General features: G+C 56.4%; 16 protein-coding genes and 1 pseudogene. 5 read left to right on the plus strand and 12 right to left on the minus strand.

Annotated elements, in window-relative coordinates; all coding sequences use genetic code 11:
* The 8 genes from A3OW_RS24750 to A3OW_RS0111035 all read right to left on the minus strand — a co-directional run.
* The coding region (locus tag A3OW_RS24750; RefSeq protein WP_033411696.1) for a condensation domain-containing protein at positions 1-3401 on the minus strand (3401 nt) is incomplete at its 3' end.
* An 8-nt stretch (positions 3402-3409) separates the two neighbouring features.
* Entirely contained in the window at positions 3410-4396 is a 987-nt protein-coding gene (locus tag A3OW_RS0111005; RefSeq protein ID WP_020563495.1) for a TauD/TfdA family dioxygenase, read from the minus strand.
* 95 nt (positions 4397-4491) lie between these two features.
* Entirely contained in the window at positions 4492-5220 is a 729-nt protein-coding gene (locus tag A3OW_RS0111010) for a thioesterase II family protein (protein WP_051091811.1), read from the minus strand.
* 4 nt (positions 5221-5224) lie between these two features.
* On the minus strand, positions 5225-5440 hold the full coding sequence (locus A3OW_RS0111015; protein ID WP_020563497.1) for an MbtH family protein: 216 nt from the start codon (positions 5438-5440) through the stop codon (positions 5225-5227).
* A gap of 7 nt (positions 5441-5447) precedes the next feature.
* A complete protein-coding gene (locus tag A3OW_RS0111020; protein WP_051091812.1) occupies positions 5448-6401 on the minus strand; it encodes a GNAT family N-acetyltransferase in 954 nt (317 codons plus the stop codon).
* A gap of 150 nt (positions 6402-6551) precedes the next feature.
* Complete coding sequence (locus A3OW_RS0111025; protein ID WP_020563499.1) at positions 6552-7889, minus strand: lysine N(6)-hydroxylase/L-ornithine N(5)-oxygenase family protein; 1338 nt, start codon at positions 7887-7889, stop codon at positions 6552-6554.
* A gap of 38 nt (positions 7890-7927) precedes the next feature.
* Positions 7928-10348 (minus strand): penicillin acylase family protein, encoded by a 2421-nt coding sequence (locus A3OW_RS0111030; protein WP_020563500.1) that lies wholly within the window; start codon positions 10346-10348, stop codon positions 7928-7930.
* 90 nt (positions 10349-10438) lie between these two features.
* Complete coding sequence (locus A3OW_RS0111035) at positions 10439-11410, minus strand: hypothetical protein (protein ID WP_020563501.1); 972 nt, start codon at positions 11408-11410, stop codon at positions 10439-10441.
* An 825-nt stretch (positions 11411-12235) separates the two neighbouring features.
* Between A3OW_RS0111035 and A3OW_RS0111045 the strand changes: the two genes are divergently transcribed.
* The 4 genes from A3OW_RS0111045 to A3OW_RS0111060 all read left to right on the plus strand — a co-directional run bounded on the left by A3OW_RS0111045 (position 12236) and on the right by A3OW_RS0111060 (position 15330).
* Positions 12236-12505 (plus strand): hypothetical protein, encoded by a 270-nt coding sequence (locus A3OW_RS0111045; protein ID WP_020563503.1) that lies wholly within the window; start codon positions 12236-12238, stop codon positions 12503-12505.
* Positions 12498-12728, plus strand: a complete 231-nt coding sequence (locus tag A3OW_RS0111050; RefSeq protein ID WP_020563504.1) for a DUF6686 family protein — start codon at positions 12498-12500, stop codon at positions 12726-12728. The genes A3OW_RS0111045 and A3OW_RS0111050 overlap by 8 nt, the downstream gene beginning before the upstream one ends.
* Positions 12729-12736: 8 nt before the next feature.
* Positions 12737-14398, plus strand: a complete 1662-nt coding sequence (locus A3OW_RS0111055) for a multidrug ABC transporter permease/ATP-binding protein (RefSeq protein WP_020563505.1) — start codon at positions 12737-12739, stop codon at positions 14396-14398.
* Positions 14399-14559: 161 nt separating this feature from the next.
* The gene (locus A3OW_RS0111060) at positions 14560-15330 is read left to right on the plus strand and encodes an IS5 family transposase (protein WP_026223505.1); all 771 of its coding nucleotides are present in this window, start codon (positions 14560-14562) and stop codon (positions 15328-15330) included.
* 26 nt (positions 15331-15356) lie between these two features.
* Here A3OW_RS0111060 and A3OW_RS28285 read toward each other — a convergent pair whose 3' ends face one another.
* From A3OW_RS28285 to A3OW_RS29090, 3 genes are read right to left on the minus strand one after another with little or no spacing between them, the layout of a single operon-like run.
* The gene (locus A3OW_RS28285; RefSeq protein ID WP_020563507.1) at positions 15357-15932 is read right to left on the minus strand and encodes an IS1595 family transposase; all 576 of its coding nucleotides are present in this window, start codon (positions 15930-15932) and stop codon (positions 15357-15359) included.
* On the minus strand, positions 15922-16104 hold the full coding sequence (locus tag A3OW_RS28585) for a hypothetical protein (RefSeq protein ID WP_232422366.1): 183 nt from the start codon (positions 16102-16104) through the stop codon (positions 15922-15924). Before A3OW_RS28585 ends, A3OW_RS28285 begins: the two co-directional genes overlap by 11 nt.
* A gap of 51 nt (positions 16105-16155) precedes the next feature.
* Positions 16156-16314, minus strand: coding sequence for a transposase (locus A3OW_RS29090; protein ID WP_408605652.1), 159 nt, complete (start codon positions 16312-16314; stop codon positions 16156-16158).
* A gap of 53 nt (positions 16315-16367) precedes the next feature.
* On the opposite strand from A3OW_RS29090, the pseudogene A3OW_RS29095 reads away from it, so the two are divergent.
* Positions 16368-16508 (plus strand): annotated as a pseudogene (locus tag A3OW_RS29095) (ferritin family protein); the annotation flags it as partial.
* Between the two features lie 5 nt (positions 16509-16513).
* Here A3OW_RS29095 and A3OW_RS0111085 read toward each other — a convergent pair.
* A complete protein-coding gene (locus A3OW_RS0111085; RefSeq protein ID WP_020563511.1) occupies positions 16514-17713 on the minus strand; it encodes a PepSY-associated TM helix domain-containing protein in 1200 nt (399 codons plus the stop codon).
* Positions 17714-17722: the final 9 nt, after the last annotated feature.

Below are 17722 nucleotides of genomic sequence, written 5' to 3' on the forward strand. Positions count from 1 at the left end.
TTTGGCCAAGTGTTCCAGGCTTGCAGTTGCCGAGCTTCTTCGGCACCGAGCAGACCGTGGGCGGCGATGGCTGCCTGCGGTTGGGCCAGGAGTTGGGCGAGCAGGTTTTGGTAATGCCCGGCCAGGCGTTCAATGGTGGCGCCGTCGAACAGATCGCGGGCATAGGTGAAGAAGCCGCCGATGCGGCCTCGGCTGTCTTGCCAGGTATCCAGGCTCAAGTCGAATTGGGCGGCGCCGTTGTCGCGGTCCAGGGCTTCGATTTGCCAGTCCTCGTGCTGCGCCAACAGGCCGATGTCGGTTTGCTGGTGATTGATCAGGATCTGGAACAAGGGGTTTTGCCCTAGGCGGCGTTCGGGTTGCAGGGCGTCGACCAGATGTTCGAACGGCAGGTCGGGATGAGCCTGGGCTTGCAGCAATGTCTGCTTGGTGTGTTGCAGCAGGGTGTCGAAACCGCTTTGCGCGTTAATCTGGCTGCGCAAGACCACGGTGTTGACGAAGTAGCCGATCAGGTGTTGCGTTTCCGGGCGGTTGCGATTGGCCACGGGCAGGCCGATGCGCAGGTCGTTCTGGCCGCTGTAGCGGTACAGCAGCACGTTGAAGGCGGCCAGCAGCAGCATGAACGGGGTGACGCCGTGTTGCCGCGCCACGGCCGGAAGCGCTTGGCTGACGGCTTCGGGCAACACGAAGTTGACGCGGCCGCCGCGCTGGCTGGGTTCGGCCGGGCGGGCGCGGTCGTAGGGCAGTTCGATAACGGGTTGTTCGCCGCCCAACCACCCGGTCCAGTAGGCCAGCTGGCGTTCGGCTTCGCCGGCTTCCAGCCAGTGGCGTTGCCAGGACGCGAAGTCGGCATGACGAATCGGCAACAGCGGCAAGCGCGGTTCGCGGCCGGCTTGAATCGCGCCGTAGCATTCGGCGAATTCGGCCAACAAGCGGTTCAGCGACCAGCCATCGGCGATCAGATGATGCAGGGTCAGATTCAATTCGTGGCAGGCTTGGCCCTCTTGCGCCGGCAAGCGGACCAGCAGCATCCGCCACAGCGGACCGCGTTCCAGATCGAACGGGATCCGGGCTGATTGTTCGGCCAGTTGTGCGGCTTGGGCCTGGGCCTCGCCGCATGGCAACTCGCGGACATCGTGATACGCCAAGTCCACGTCGAAGGCCGGCAGAATCCGCTGGCGGGGCTGGCCGTCGACCGCATAAAACACGGTTCTCAATGCATCGTGGCGCAGCGCCAGCACGCCAAAGGCTTGCGTCAACACCTCGCAGTCCAGTTCGCCGACGATGCGCGCCCCGCCGGCAATGTGGTAGGCCGTGCTCGATGGGTCCAGTTGCATCAGGAACCACAAACTTTCCTGGCCGTAAGTCAACAACAGCCCTTCGCTCTGTTCACCTTTGGCTATCGGCGCTACGGTTGCAGTTGCGCTCTCGTTAACCTGGGCTTCGACTACGGCGGCGAATTCTCGCAGTTTCGGTTTCTCGAAAAAGAGTGCGGGCTCAACCGTTACGCCGAGTTGTTCGCTCAAGGCGGCAACGGCTTGGATGACGGCGATCGATTGGCCGCCCAAGGCAAAAAAGCTTTGCTGCGCCGAGACCGTGGCGACGTTCAGTACCTCGCGCCAAATCATCGCAACACTGCGCTCGAAATCGGTCAATTCCTCGGCAGCCGCTTGTTCCGGTTGGCGCTGCCCGTCCCATTGCGACGCATACACATCCAGAGCACCTTCGCGCCAGGCTTGATAACAGGCACGGCGTTGCAATTTACCGCTGCTGGTTTTAGGCAGAGCACCAGGATTGAGCAGCAAGATCAGTGTCGCCGGTTGTTGGCAGCACTGCGCCAGCGTGTCGTTGATGGCATCGAACAGATTTTCCGCCGGCACCCGTTTTTGCGTGCCACGGCCGATTTCGGCGGCAATACCGATGCCCTCGCGGCCGTCGACATTGACCGAGAATGCGGCGATCCGGCCCTTGCGCAACAGTTTGATCTGTTCTTCCAAGGCTTGCTCAATATCTTGCGGATACAGGTTTTGGCCGCGAATCAGAATCATGTCCTTGACGCGTCCGGCCACGAACAGGCGGCCGTCGCGAACAAAGCCCAAATCGCCGGTGCGCAACCAGGTTTTGCCGTCCTCGTGAACAAAGGCTTCCAGCGTCGCCGCAGGATTTTGCCAATAACCGTGGGTAACGCTGGGGCCGCTGAACCGGATTTCGCCGATACGGCATTCGTCGCACTCGAGCCCGCTGGCGAGGTCGACAATCGCCAGTTGGTGTTCCGGCTGCACTCGCCCGCAATCGACGATGACGCTGCCGCTTTCGGCCAATTCGGCGCGATGTTCGGCCAGCGCGTCGGCGGCGTAAACCACGGCATGCGCACCCTCACCGGGTAAGCCGCCGCTGACCAGCAAGGACGCTTCCGCCAGGCCGTAGCACGGGTACGGCGCGCTCGCCGGCAAACCCGCGATTGAAAATTTTTCCGCGAAGGAGGCCAGGGTTTCGTGGCGTATCGGTTCGGCTCCGCAAAACGCCAGGCGCCAACTGTCCAGACGCAAGCCTACCAACTGCGCTTCGCCGATACGTTCGTTGCACAGACGGTAAGCAAAGTCCGGTCCGCCGCTGATGGTGCCGCCGAAACGCGAAACCGCTTCCAGCCAGCGCAGCGGCCGCTCCAGGAAATGGCGCGGCGACATCAAAGCCAGCGGAATGCCGCTATATAAAGGTTGCATCAGGCTGCCGACCAAACCCATGTCGTGGTAAAGCGGCAGCCAGCTGACGAACACGTCGTCTTCGTGTATCCCGAAACCGTGCTTGATCGCGCGCTGGTTGGCCAGCAGGTTGTCGTGGCCTACCATGACGCCTTTGGGACTAGCGGTAGAGCCCGACGTGTATTGCAAGAACGCCAAAGCATCGCGGGCGATGACGGGCATGCGCCAGGCGGCGGCCTCGGCATTGTCGATTTGATCGACGGCAATCGCAGCCGGACGCTGGCTGACACATCGAGTTGCCAACGCCGCGTTCACGCTGTCCAGCAGTGCAGTATGGCTTAACACCAGTTTGGGTTGAGCATCGTGTAAGATCGACGCGACCCGCTTTAAGTGTTGCGGCGCTTGCGATTCGGGCGGATAAGCCGGCACCGCGATCACGCCGGCATAGAGGCAACCGAAGAAAGCGGCGACGTAATCGATGCCGCTGTGCAACAAGATCAATGCCCTGTCGCCGGGCGCGCAAACCGTTTGCAAATGCGCGGCGACCGCGCGGGCGCGGCGGTCAAGATCGGCGAAACCGTAACTTAGAACCGCACCGTCGCCGTCGGCGATGCAATGCAAAGCGATGCGCTCGGGATGTCGTTCGGCGCGCCGGACTAACAAATCGACGAAATTTTGGGAGTGAGCGGGATTGAATGTCATCGTGATCGTTACGCGGAAAGGGTTTGCGAATAAGGTTCGGCCATCGCCACCACGACTTTGCGCGGACCGCTGAACGGCGCGCGGGCGTGGGCGGCCAGCATGTTGTCCAGCATCATTACGTCGCCGGTTTGCCAGGGAAAGCCGATGGTCAGTTCGTCGAGCACGCCGCGAATTTCAGCTAAAATACTGTCTTCGATGGCGCTGCCGTCGCCGTAATACACGTTGCGAGGCAAATCTTCCGGCTCCAGTATTTCGAGCAAGGCTTCGCGCACGTCCGGCTCCAGGTTAGAGACATGAAACAAATGCGCCTGATTGAACCAGACCCAATCGCCGGTAACGGGATGTTGCGCGGTGGCTTGGCAGACCTGCCGGGTGCGCAGTTCGCCGTCGTCCTTCCATTCGCAGGCGATGCCGTGTTCGCGGCAGTAGCCCTCGACCACGGCCGGTTCTTCGCTGTTGAACACTTGCGTCCACGGTACATCCAGGCCGTTGCCGAAATTGCGCACGTACATCAGGCCTTGTTGTTCGAAGCGTCGGCGGATGGCGGGATCGATGCGGCGATAGATTTCGCGGCTATCGGCGATCGGCGTTTCGCCGCCCTGTTCGGCGACCAGCGCGCTGTAAAACCAGATTTTCATCGGCCATGCGCGGGTATAGGCCTGTTCGTTATGCAGAGGAATGGATTGGTGCGGCGGATATTCGGTCGAGGTATACACGCCCTCTTCCACCTTGGTGCGCGGGGTGGAACCGAACTCGTAACTCAACAAAGGATGGCCGAAACCGGCGGCGAAGGCTTTGAACTCGGCCGGACCGGATACGCTAAATCCGCGAAACAGCAGGCCGCCGCAACGCAGTAATTCGCGCTCGGCCAGCCGCCGTAAATCGTCCGCCACGTCCAGCAATGCGACGCCTTGAACCGCAGGCCTGACCAGCAAGGGTAAGCCGCTGGCGGCAATCAGATTTTCCGTTATCAAGTTCGGAGCTTTGGCGTTCATGGAGAGTGTTAAGTCAGAAAATTGAATCAAAACCGTCGAGCATTCGGGTGTTTGCCCTGAGAGAAACAACTACGTGGAGAAATGAGATGATGCCATTAGAAAGTCTCGGCAAGGCAAACACCCGAATGCGTGGCCCGGGCGCTGTTCAAGTAACGGATTAAGGTGACCAAAACCCGCGTTTCTTGGGTTTGAATGAAAAAGTGGTCTCCGTCGAAAATATCCAACGTGAAATCGGCATTGGTTTCCAGCTGCCATGCGCCCAAGGTTTCCGGCGTGGTCTCGTCTTGTTTGCCGGCCAGCACATGTACCGGCACGGTTAACAGCGGACGTTGCGGCCTTCGATAGCGGGCGCATAAGCCGAAATCGGCGCGCAATATCGGTAGCGTCAGCGCCATCAGTTCCTCGCTGGCCAATACGGCGGAATCGGTGCCGTTCAAACGCCGCATTTCCGCCCGCAACTCTTCATCGGTTTCCAGATTTTCGAAACGGCGATTGTCGCGGCGGCTGGGTGCATGCGTCCCCGAAACGATCAGCGCGCGGGGCATGGGAAAGCCGCGCTCGCGTAAGGTGTGCGCCGTTTCGAACGCGACCAGCGCCCCGAAACTATGGCCGAACAGCGCATAAGGCTGATCCGTAAAACCGGCTATCTCGGCAATCAGCGTTTCGATCAGACTGTTCCAGTCCCGCGCCAACAGCTCTGACAGGCGAATTCCGCGACCAGGCAGTTCCACCGGTTGTATTTCCAGCCAGTCCGGCACTTGTCGGCGCCAGCGCGAGTAAACCATCGCGCTGGCACCGGCGTAGGGAAAACACATTAGACGCATGCCGTTATCCTTGCGCTTGCTCTTCCATGAATCGGCGGAGGCTTAAGGGACGCATGTCGGTCCACACCTGTTCGATGTATTCCAGGCATTCTTTTTTCACGCCGGACTTGCCGACCGTGCGCCAGCCGTTTGGCACGGCTTTGTAATCCGGCCAGATCGAATATTGCTCTTCGCCGTTGACCACGACTTGAAAAATGGTGTCTTCGCTATCGATACTCATAACTATCCTATACGCAAAATTGGTCGAAAAAAGCTTCCCGCGACAGCATCATCAATGCGGCGCGCTTGTGCGGAAAATCAAATTCCTTGGGTTTGCAAAAGCCGGCCTGTTGCATGTAAGCGATCATCTTGGCGTTGTCGGCACGCGGTTCGGCCACCACGTTGCGGGTGCGCGGATCGTCGAGAAACATGAAATGGGCCAGCGACGGCAACCAGGCCGCGACCCGGTGCGGGCCGCGCCAGCGCTCCTCACCAACCAGCATGTGCACGCCGCGGTCGTAATCGTCGACGTCGTAATACGGCGCGATGCGGTCTTCCTTGGCCCAGTAGATTTCAAAGTAACCGAACGGCTCGCCGTCGAAACAGCCGAATACCGGATGCATGTGGGCATCTGCGGTCACTTTCTGCAAGTAGTCGTGGTGCATGTCCTTGCTGCCGGCTAATTCCCAGAACGCCGATACCCTGGGATTGTTGTGCCAGGCATGGAAGATGTCCAGATCGATGTCCGGATCGACGGTACGAAATGACAGCGTCAGACCCTGTACCGGCAAATGGCGGCTGTACACCTCACCGGAGGCGACTGTCGGCCGCATCGGGTGGCGTTTGCCGTCAGTGATGGCGTATTGCAGCGGGAACGGATGATTGCGCGCTTTCGGCAAATACAGATCGGCGATTTGCCGCATCATGCCACGGCGGCTAACAACGGCGTTTTGAATTTCATCGGATAAGACGGCGAAACCGTCTTTGACCAGAGCGTCGATCAAACCGGGATACTTTGCCAGAGACAGTTCGATTTCCAGCAAGTGTGGCCGGTTGTCGAATAAATCCTGTAAGCCCAAGACCATGACGGGGACAATCGCAGAGTTATCGGAGGCGTTAATCTCGCTGAGTTGCAGTTCCATCAAACTGCCGAGATCCGAAGCCATTTGCAGTTTGGCAACTGGCTGTTGATCTATGCTCAACAATAACTCCGTTTCATCGGAGTGCAATGCCAAATGCCTACCATTAACCAAGCGCTGAGCTGGATCGATTATTTTCATGAGAATTTCAAATATCCTAAAACGAAACTATATACTAATGATAATGATTATCATTTAAATGTCAAATATTCCTTATCCCACTCGATAAATCTTTGCCGCCTCCATTGCCTTTACTGCTTTGTCCGCTGTCTCGGTTCGTCCGCCGGCCCAACGCACCGGAGACGGGAAAGGATCAACGTCGTAGACGGCTTCTTCCAGCAAACTGTTGATGATGACCGCCGCACGCCAAGCCGCCAGACTAAGCTGTGCATCGGCGACGCCGTGACTGTTGCGGCCGGCATTTTGCATGTAAATGCGATGCCCGTCCGGGCCGTCCCACGGTACCTGGTAGTCCGCCGTTAGTCTCGGGAATCCGTCCTGATCCAGATCCAGACGTTCGATCAGCGGCGCAAGACAGGCCGGTAATTGATAGCGGTAACCGGTAGCAAGTACAATCCGGTCGACACTGATGGTTTCATCGGCATTGTTGAAACCATTGCGCATGTGCAGATGGAATCCGACCTTGTCGCGCCCCATCAAATGGACGTCCCGATACGGCATGATCGTGTACGGCGTAATATCGCGGTTCAGAAAATCGGTGTCGTACAGATATTGCGAAAGCACCTGCAGCGTGGCTGGAGATACGCCGTCTCCGGTCAGTTTGTGCGAAGCGACGATCGGCGGCTTGCGTTGCTCGGGCAAGGCGTGAAAATGCCGCACGTAGTCGGGCGTGAAATATTCGTTGATAAACGACGTTTCGTCCAGCGGATCCAGATTCGGGCGGCGGCTGACCCAAATGATTTCGTCGGCCTTGCCTCGATTGCCGGCCATCAAATCCAAAAAGATTTCCGCGCCGCTCTGGCCGCCGCCGACGATCGCAACCCGCTTGCCGGTGACAGAGAAATCCGAACCGACATAGCCGTGGCTATGCAGGCAATGATCGCCAAAATAACGTTCGACCCAGGCCGGAATGTGCGGCCTCATGCCGGTCGCAACGACCAGATGCCTCGCGCGCACGTCGCGCAATCCCTCGCCGTTCAAACGAAAACCGCCATCAACGAATGCCACTTCGTCCACACCGCTGGAGAATTGCAGGCTGGGCAGTTGCTCGGCCACCCAGCGCAGGTAATCGGCAAATTCGACTCGCCGCACTCTGGGATAATCGGCATTGACGAAACGATAAAAACGGCCTTTGTCGACCAAGTATGACAAGAAACTGTAGGGATTGCAGGGATCGACCGGGGTAACCAGATCCTTTAAATACGAGGTTTGCATTTGCGTGCCGGGCAGCATCATGCCCGGATGCCAATTGAAGCCGCCCCGGCGCTCGAAGAAACGCGCCCGGAAGTGCTGCACCTTCGACAGCAACGCCGCCAGACTGAGATTAAAAGGCCCGATGCCGATACCGGCCAGGTCAAGACTATCGTTCATGGCTGTTTCCTGTGGTTAAATTTAAAATGATGGAGCGCTCATTCGGGTAACAAATGTTGACCCGCCACCGCGTTGCGCTCGATGTTGTCGCGCCGGGTAGTCAACGGCAGATACCCCCCTTCCGCCCAAGCCGAAGTCATGTCGCGGTAGTGGGGCGACCAAGGCCGGCCTGACTGGCCAGTGCCCAGGATGAATACCGATTTGTCCGGCTCGGCCAAATCGTAAATCGCTCGAAATGCCGGCCCGGACTCCCCGCGGTAACGGCCCGTCTGTTCGTCGTAACGGTAGCCGCTGACGTTGACGGCATCCATGCCGCCGGCACTTTCGGTTTCGACATTGAAAAACCATCCCAAACCGGGCAATCTTCCGAGCGGCTGGTTGGCAAACACGCTGACATGCGCCCTGCCCCAATGCCATTGCGCCGGATCGTCGCCATAATGCCGGCGCACCTCGGTAATAGCGTCCTGAAAAGCCTGGCGGGCTTCAGCGGCACAAGGCGTCGGCGCAGACGCGCCGCTCCGGCACCAGCGCACGGCGCTGCCGTCGCGGTTATTGAGCACGCGAACTAGAAATGCCGGGTTGTAATCGCCGACCAGCGCGTAAAAGTCGCCCAATTTGTCTTGCAACAGAATGTCGCTCAAATGGCGCAGCCAAGCGGCAAAAATCAGCGGTTGCGGTGCATCCGCTGCCATCCGGTAGTCCCATTCGCGCAAGTTGCGCAATACCTGCAGGCTCAATCCATCCTCAACATCTGTGTTCAACAGTAACGGCAGCAATTCGGCGGCGACCGGGTTAAACACATCGTTCTGCAAGGCCGCAAATGACTGGACATCGTGACGCGCGCGGCGATCGAGCAAGTCCGAAATGCGTTCGGCCCGATACGGCAAAGCCCAGCTCGAGGTAATGAAATAAGGGTAATCCTTAGGGGTGATTTTTTGATTGGCGGTGATGATTTTGCCGTCGCCGCCGACGCTTTGTTGCGGCAGTTGTTCGAAGGGAATCGTCCCCTGCCAATCGTATTGAGGCAACCAACCCGGTGCCGGCAAAGCGCCGTGAAGCTCATTGCCTTGGGCACGCACCGGCACCCTGCCGGCGGCGATAAAACCGATACGGCCTTGGACGTCGGCATAAACGATGTTCTGTTGCGGAGAATGGAAATCGCGCGCCGCCGCTTTCAGCTGCTCCGCGTTTTGTGCGCGGCCGGCATTCAGCATAAAACGGACGGTCATATCGTCGGCACGCAAGCCAACCCAGCTCAGTGCCAGCGCCGTGCCCGAAGGCGTCGCCTGCCGGGCGTCGGCGTCGGCCGTGGAAATGAGCGGTCCGTGCCGGCTGACTCGAACAATCAAGCTTTCATCCGGCGCGCCCTTAACGCGCAGGGTTTCTTTAAATTCGGTAAACGCCGCCTCGCCGTCCGGTGTCTGATAATGCGCAGGATTTCCAAATACCAGACGCTCGACGAATACATCCTGGCTGTCGGGATTGGTGTTGGTAAAGGCCCAGGCGACCTGATCGTTACGGCCTAATAAAATGCCGGGCACGCCGGGCAAACCGGCGCCGATCACGTTCAAACCTGGCGCGTGCAAATGCGCAAAGTACCAGGTCGACGGCGCGGTCAACGGCAGATGCGGATCGTTGGCCAGCAGCGGTTTACCGCTGACGCTACGGCTGCCGTCTACCACCCAGTTATTGGAGCCGACGCTTTTGTCGGCTTCGTCCCGATGCTGTACCAACAAACGGTCTGCCTGCGTAGCGACCGGTGTGTACCATTTCGAAACATCAGGCAATGTTTGCGGCGCATCGCCCGGATAAGGCGGAAACAGATCGGCTAATTGCTCTGTCGATAAACGGTTTTGCAGACGCAGATTGAGCAATTCCTCCCACCAGTTGCCGGACAGGCGCCAGGCCATGGTTTTCAACCAGACCAAAGAATCCACCGGCTGCCAGGGTTCCGGCTGCGGCGCGCCGGTCAGGTAAAATTCGACCGGCAACCAGCGGCTTTGCGCGATTCCGGCGTTGACCCCCTTGGCGTAGGCCTGCAGGCTGGCTTGCGTGGCGGAATCAAGCTGCTCCCAGTTGGCTTCAGCGGCGCGGCGCAATCCCAAGGTGCGCATGAAACGGTCCTGTTCCAAGGCATCGGCACCAAAAAGTTCTGCCAACCGGCCGGTTCCGGCGCGACGGCTCAACTCCATTTGCCATAATCTCTCCCGGGCATGAAGAAAACCCAAAGTGAAATAGGCATCGTCGGCGGTTTGCGCGTACACGTGCGGCACATCGAAACGGTCCCGATAAACCTCGACCGGCTGAACCAGACCCGCCAACTCAAGCACACCCTCGCGCGTAGAACTCGATTTCAGCCATAAACCCGATAAGATGACGACCACGCCGACCAGCAGCCAGAAGAACGGCCGACTTTTGATCGAGTTAACATATTTGCCAAGCGATTCAGCTGATTTCATGAGGGCAAAAGATTTGACAACAGCATCCGATTGAACGGGCGAGAGAGGGTGACAAACCCGGGCTTGCCACGCAACACGGGTTGTAAATGCTTATTTCTGGGCAGTAATTTCCAGACTCCAGCCTCCTTTAACTTCGCCGCCGAACCAATAGAAATCGTCGACGATGATCAAGCGCCATTGGCCGGTAGGCGACATGCCGTTCAGATTGCTCAATCTCGGCCCATTCAACAGTTTCTTGTAAGTAGTCGTATCTTCGGCAACTACGGTTCCCAATACGGTACTCGTAGTCAACCCCACCGAATTTCTCGAAGTATTGAATGCTGTCGTGCTGCCGACGATGTTATCCGGGAAATGATCGCTATCCGGACTGTTGTCGTAATCGGTCGGCTTGAACGTTCGCAGCGCCGTATCGGTCCAGACACCAACCCATTCGTCGTAAATCACGTTGTACAACGGGTTGGTGTCCCTGCCGCTTAGACGGCCGTCGTCCCTTACCGAACGCGGCAGCGGCAGCGTGGCGGAATCATCGAACTTCCAGTTCAATCCTTCTGCCTTGACACCCAATACGCCACCTTCCGGCGTTGCACCAGCCGCACTGACGTTGGAGGCCAGCATCACCCAGCGGCCATCGGGAGCCACCAGCATCATATCCACGTCATTCAAATAATCGTGATGAATGTCTTTAATGACGACATTAATATCGGTGATTTTAGCGCCTTTCGGAAAAGCCGATTCCGGGACTTCGATGATCGAGGCATAAGGCGTCGCAGGAGTCACCTGTACTTCGGGCGCATTCTCGGCGCTGTATTTATCCAGTAACGCCGCACATTCCGGTTTGTCCGGATCGGCGCATTCATCATTGATAACGATTGGAGTCGGATTGGTAAAAATTCTCGAGCCCTTTTTCAATTTGGACATGTTGCCCCACTCGAACTCTTGCTCACCTTTTGCCACTTTGCCAGCGACGGCCAAATCCGTTTGCGCCAGCGACAGCACCGCAATAACGGCTGCCAAGGATTTAACCAAAGTAAAACCAGGGTGTTTTGAAGTTTTCTTATTCATTGAATTACCTTATTCAGATTGATGACTCATAGATAGTCCTATTCAGAGAGCGCCTGGCCCAAAAAGCGTTAAAGAACGCAATTCTAAATGAGAACGATTCTTATTTTGATGATGATCCTGATTTTTGTCAACCATTTCTTTTTTTTATTTATAGATGTTCAGGCAAACTCCAAAAGTCTGTTCAATAAAAACCGTCTTTTCTTTGCCCAAGCGCGCCATAACCGCGAAAAGTCGATTCGTCGGACGATCTCGTCTCTCTTTTTCCGGAAGCATTTTCATTTCGAACGTACGGACTTGAGCAGGCGCAGATTTATTCGTCCGGCGCGCGTTATTCAAGGCAAACGCATTGTGTGCTCGCCGTTATACATAGCCAGATGACCGGCAGAAGGAGGAAGCTGGCTTGGGGCCACGCCTAAATACGCCGTTCAAAGCAAGCTTTGAACTCTAGTGCGTTACCGAGAGGCATTAAAAGCTTGCCATCCCGGGCAGGTCGATTCGGCGACCGGTTCCTGCGTTGCCCTCGATCGCGTGTGCCCGACGCAATCCATCTCCCCATCTGCGGAGCCGCACTTTGTGCATGAACGCCATGAAGGGCGTGAATGCAGAGAATGCAGAGAATGCAGGAATGATGTGTTCTCCTTAAAGGACCGTGTACCCGAAACGAGAATGACGCGTTTTCCTTCGTGTTTTTCCTTACGAAGGCCATATACCAAAAACGAAAATGCTCTAACAGCAAGCCATCTATCCACAGAAAAATAATAAATTTGTTGCAAATTATAATTGAGAATGATTATCATTTAACTAAACAACTAACCGGATCTCGCCATGAAATTTTTTTCCTCTTTCTTTAGCACGCCGGCAACCGTGAAATTAGAAATCGTGCCGAACTTTTTAGCCTCCTTGTTAGCGAGTGGGCATATACACGTCGCCGACTTCCGCTGCCTGGATCTGAGCTCGAAGCAGATCGTCTGGAAGCTACTGCTCTCTCTTACTAATCACAAAGGCACTGAGAACGAAAATCACTTAAAACTCGCCGTTCCAGCATCAGAATCAGTTTACCCTTCCCAGTACCCCGGAGAACTCGACCATGTCTAAGAAACCCTGCACCCATGAGTACCTCGCCAACAACCGCGCCGGCACAGTATTGACGTGCCGCGAATGCGGTATCGTGCATTTACACTTACAAAATCTATCGTTGCGCTTCGATACCGAACAGTTCACCGAACTCTCTGCCTTAACGGCAGAGGCTGCAAAGAAAATGCAGCAAGATCCTGAACAAGCAGTACATAAGCGCCCAACGCTAACCATCGTACACTGACCGCCTCCATGACCTTACTCCGCTTGCTGTTCAACCGATTCCGCTGGGCGCTGTTAGCGGTGCTTGCTTTGAGTATCGCCAGTGCCGGATTATCGGTAGGGATAATTGCCTTCACCAATGAGCGCATGCTGCATCCGCAGCACGAATTGAACCCTACCCTGCTACTGTTTGGCGGCTTGCTGGCGGCCGTGTTTTTGATCGGCACAGCCTCGCAGATTTGCATGACAACACTCGGCCACTGCCTGGTTTACCAATTTCGCCGCACGCTGGTGAAACGTATCCTCGATACCGACCTGGAGCGGTTGGAACAGCTCGGCCCACCGCGCCTGCTGGCCAGTCTGAACAGCGACACCAGCCACCTGACATCCGCATTCATCAGCCTGCCGTCGGCGGTTTACGGGCTGGTCCTGAACCTGGGCGGTTTTGCCTATCTCGCCTGGCTGTCGCAGCCGCTGTTCGCCGCCACCGCCGCCTGGATGCTGCTGACCGTGATTATCGGCTGGCTGCTGATGCGGCAAACCCACGCCCGGATCGATGACGCCCGCGCTATCGAGGATTTGCTCTACGAGGACTACCAGGCCGCTTTGCTGGGCCGCAAGGAATTGGCGCTGAACCGCCAACGCGCGGAACATTTCTACCGACAGGAATTCGATCACCATGCCGCTGCCAGCCGCGACCGCGAGACCGCCGCGGATATCTTCAATGGCTTTAACGAAAATTGGGCCAATGTGATGATCCTGGGTTCGATCGGCCTGGTATTTTTCCTGGCGCACGGCGCCGGATGGGCCGACCACACGGTGGCAACGACCTACTCATTAACGATCCTGTTTCTGCGCACATCGCTGACCGGGCTGATTGCCGCGATTCCCAGCCTGATTGGCGGCAGCGTCGCGCTGGATAAACTCAACAGCCTGCAACTGCCCGAATACCGGCCCGACTTTTCCGCCCCGCCTCATCCCTTGCAGCCAAACTGGCAAACCTTGACATTACAAGAAATCCGCTACCGCTATCCGGAAACAGAACGCGGCAACCGTTTCTCGGTAGGCCCTATGGACTTTACGCTACGGGCCGGCGAAATCGTGTTCCTGATCGGCGGCAACGGCAGCGGTAAGACCACCTTTACCCGCCTATTGACCGGATTGTATCGGCCGCACGCCGGAGCCATCTTGTTAAACGGCTCGGCCTTGGCCGAATCGGACCGTCCGGCCTATCGCCGGCTGTTCTCCACGGTGTTTTCCGACTTCCATTTGTTTCACCGCCTGCTCGGGCCGGACGGCAGTAAGGCTGCCCCGAAAAAAATCGCTTATTGGCTGGAACTTCTCGAGCTGACGCCCAAGGTCAAGGTCGTAGACGGCCAACTGCAGGATAGCCGTCTGTCGCAAGGCCAACGTAAGCGCCTAGCGCTCTTAATCGCGATTCTGGAAGACAGGCCGGTATTGGTGCTGGACGAATGGGCCGCCGACCAAGATCCACGCTACCGCAGGCGCTTTTACACTGAACTATTGCCGTTATTGAAGTCACAGGGAAAAACCGTGCTTGCCGTCACCCATGACGAGCACTATTTCGATGTCGCCGACCGGGTCATAAAAATGGACGAAGGACGTTTACTGGACATCGGCCCACATTGCAGGCGAAATGAATCCACTCGCGCCTCTCAACTTGTTCAGTGATCCCGTTGATTTTAAAGATGACCGACTTAATGACTTTCCAATCGCATTGGATTGACGATGAATCGAAAACTCAAGATTTCAGGTTGGAAGAGTAAAATATTAAGAGGCTGTCTGGCAAAACAAAATTCTGTAAAATCAAGGTTTTTATTGTCATCTTGCCAATGAGATACAAAAGCGACCTCACGGATGCGGAATGGGCATTAATTGAACCAGATTTTCGGCCTCGAAGTGGTCGAGGATGCTGGCGCAAACACGCCATCAGAACGGTAATCAACGCGATTCTGTATGTTGTCAAAGGCGGAGTGGAGTGGCGAATGATGCCTAACGATTTTCCGCCGTGGCAAACAGTTTATGATCATTTCAGCAAATGGAACAAGCGCGGCATTTGGGAGGCATGTTTGGATCGATTGGTCGCCTATCGCCGTGAACAGGTAGGTCGTGCCGCCAAGCCGAGCTATGGCATCCTTGATGCGCAAAGCGTAAAAACCCTCTACGCCAGTGAAGAGCGCGGTATTGATGGCGGCAAAAAGGTCAAAGGGCACAAGCGTCATATTGTCGTGGACATCTTGGGCAACTTATTGTTTGTCATGGTCCATGCTGCTAATCTCAGTGACACGAAAAGCGCCTGCGAGGTATTGGAGAGAACCGTCGATAAATGGCCCTCTTTGAAAGCGTTTTCGGCCGATGCGGGCTATGGCGGCACCGCGGTAACATACTGTACGGAAACATTAGATAAGCCTTTGCACATCTCCAAGAAAATAAAAGATGGCTGGGCGGTACTGCCGAAACGCTGGGTTGTTGAACGCACTTTTTCATGGCTTGGTCATTTTCGCCGCCTCTCCCTCTCCAAAGATGTCGAAATTCTCACTGCCACTTCCGAAAACATGATTCGCATCGCCATGCTTAAAATAACGCTTGCAAAATGCGTTTAATGTTTTGCCAGACAGCTTCTAAGGCTCTATATGGATTTCGGGGGCTTTTTAACCAAAACAGAGAGTAACGAAACCAGAAGTTTCTTGCCGCGTTTTTTGGCGTTATGGACAAACTCAAAAAAGCTCAAATAGAGCGGCAATTTGGCTTGAGAAATACCGCGATGCGGACGCAGCCAGGAGCGCAGTAGCGACCAGAAGCCCTCGATGGTGTTCGAATGGACCTCGCAAAAGCCATCGCCATCCTCGTCGCGAGCATACTCCCCGGCCGAATGGTTAACCGTCTTGTGTTGGAAGCCCCAGGTTTCTAGGCGACCATAAATGTTGTATTCATCGGTGTATATCAACGTTCCTGGTGCCACGCTATGTAAGATCAAGGGTTTGATCGTGGCTTGCCGGACATTGTCGAGCAACCGGATAGCGACCTCGCCGCTGCGTTGGAGGATGCCTAATACGGGTGGCTTCTCCGTGGCGAGCGTGCCGCGCCCCCGGGCGCCTTTCAGCCGGCGCCGGCGCGGTTTGCGCCCCGCTTCGGCAACCTTGTCGTATTGTCCTTTATGTCCGGCGACGAGGTAAACTTCGTCGCATTCGACCTTACCCGACAAGGTTATCGGGGCTTTTTTTATCGATCCCGGTGCGCAGGTGCTCGGTCATGAATTGTAAATCATCCTTGTTCAGATCCAATTCTTGGGCAATCTGGGCGTTGGACAGGTTCAAACCCATGAAGTACAGGCACAACACCCAAACGGACAACGGCTGGTGGTGACCTGCCAGCACGGTGCCGGTCAGGTCGTCAAAGCGCTTGTTGCATGCCTTGCACTGATAGCGTTAGCCGTGGCGTTGCGGCCCAGCAAAGCCGCGCCGGATCGTTTGTCCGTCGCCGCAATGGGGACAAGTGATGCCTTCTTGCCAGCGCAGTTGGCGGATAGCCGCGTAGCATTGAGCTTCGCTGACTAAGTGTTTAATTGTTATGATTGCAGGTTCCATCGAGGCATCTTATCAAAAGACCCGAAAATCCATAAAGAGCCAATCCGGAACTTAAAGCCATCCTGGCTCATAATCGTGACGAGGAAAAGGAGCACGCAGCAATGTTGTTGGAATGGATTCGGCGGCAAGATGCAAAATTCGAGCACGAATTGAAAGACTATTTGTTCACCGACAAACCCATAGCCCATTTATAATGGGTTTAATGCCAGGCCCGCGCCGGCTTTTGCTTATGCAGCCAAATCCGCGTACCGGTGACAACCATCACTATCACCCCTATCCCGATCATTGATACCAAGATCCGGCCCGGCAGCCCGATGATGCGACCGCTATGTAACGGCCATTGCCAAGCCTCGAACACGTCGGCCACCGTGCCGGTTCCGGGAGCATAGTCACCGAGGTAGGCACCGGTCTCGCCATCGTAATAGAGATAAGTAAGACCCAAACCCTCCGTCTCGCCAAAACCGACGCCAAAAATGCCGTATTGGGCATTGTAGAAAATCGTCGTAGGAGGCTGGCGCCAGCCATGCCCGACCGCATCGGTCTTGGCAGTCTGCAGCACCTGTTGAAAGTCAACCTTTGACTCTGTCGGAGGTCGTTCGGCACGCTGCTCTCGGGCGTCGAACGGTGAAGGGGTAAAATTCGAGAACAACGAAACGGCGGGCTCGAATACCGCATCACGCAAGTTCAGCGAAATCGCGCTGACAGCAAACATCAGCATGAAGCCAAACAGCCACAAGCCACCCGCCCGGTGCAGATCGAAGTTGAAGCGGGTGCGGCTTGCCGACGGTTTGATGCGCCATACGGGCGCCCAACGGTGCAGCCAGGTTTTGCGTTGAGAGTCCGAGTTTGGCGAGGACTCGATCACTTGCCCCCGCCTCGAAAAGAACTTAGGCAATGTCAGGTAAAAACCGATCAGCGATTCGAATAACCAAACGATCGCCGCCAAGCCCATCACCCATAGCCCAACCTCGCCCGGTAATTGCAGGCTGTAATGGAACGCATAGATAAAGGGAATCAGATGCTGTCTTTCGAAACAACAAGCGCCCCATAGCCTACCGCCCAAAACCTTGCCGCTGATGGGATCGACGAACAATTCGTCAGCCACAGGCTCCTGATTCGGGTCGGCCGGTCTTACCGTGACTCGCAGCGTTTTACCCGGCTCGCGCGTTAACGGCAGCGAGACTACCCGGTATTGCGGCTGCTCGCGTTGCAGTCGAGCCAGCAAAGCGGGCGTGTCCAGCATCGCTCCCTGCGCGGGACTGGAGAATAATTCGGGATTCAGCCAGGCATCCAATTCCTGCTGATAGGCAATGATGCAGCCGGTCAGCCCAGCTTGCAGCAAAAACAGAGCGGCCGCCAACCCCAAATAACGGTGCAGCCGCGCCCAGATTTTTCGCACTACCCGCCC

Source organism: Methylosarcina fibrata AML-C10 (assembly GCF_000372865.1).
Taxonomy (GTDB): Bacteria; Pseudomonadota; Gammaproteobacteria; order Methylococcales; family Methylomonadaceae; genus Methylosarcina; species Methylosarcina fibrata.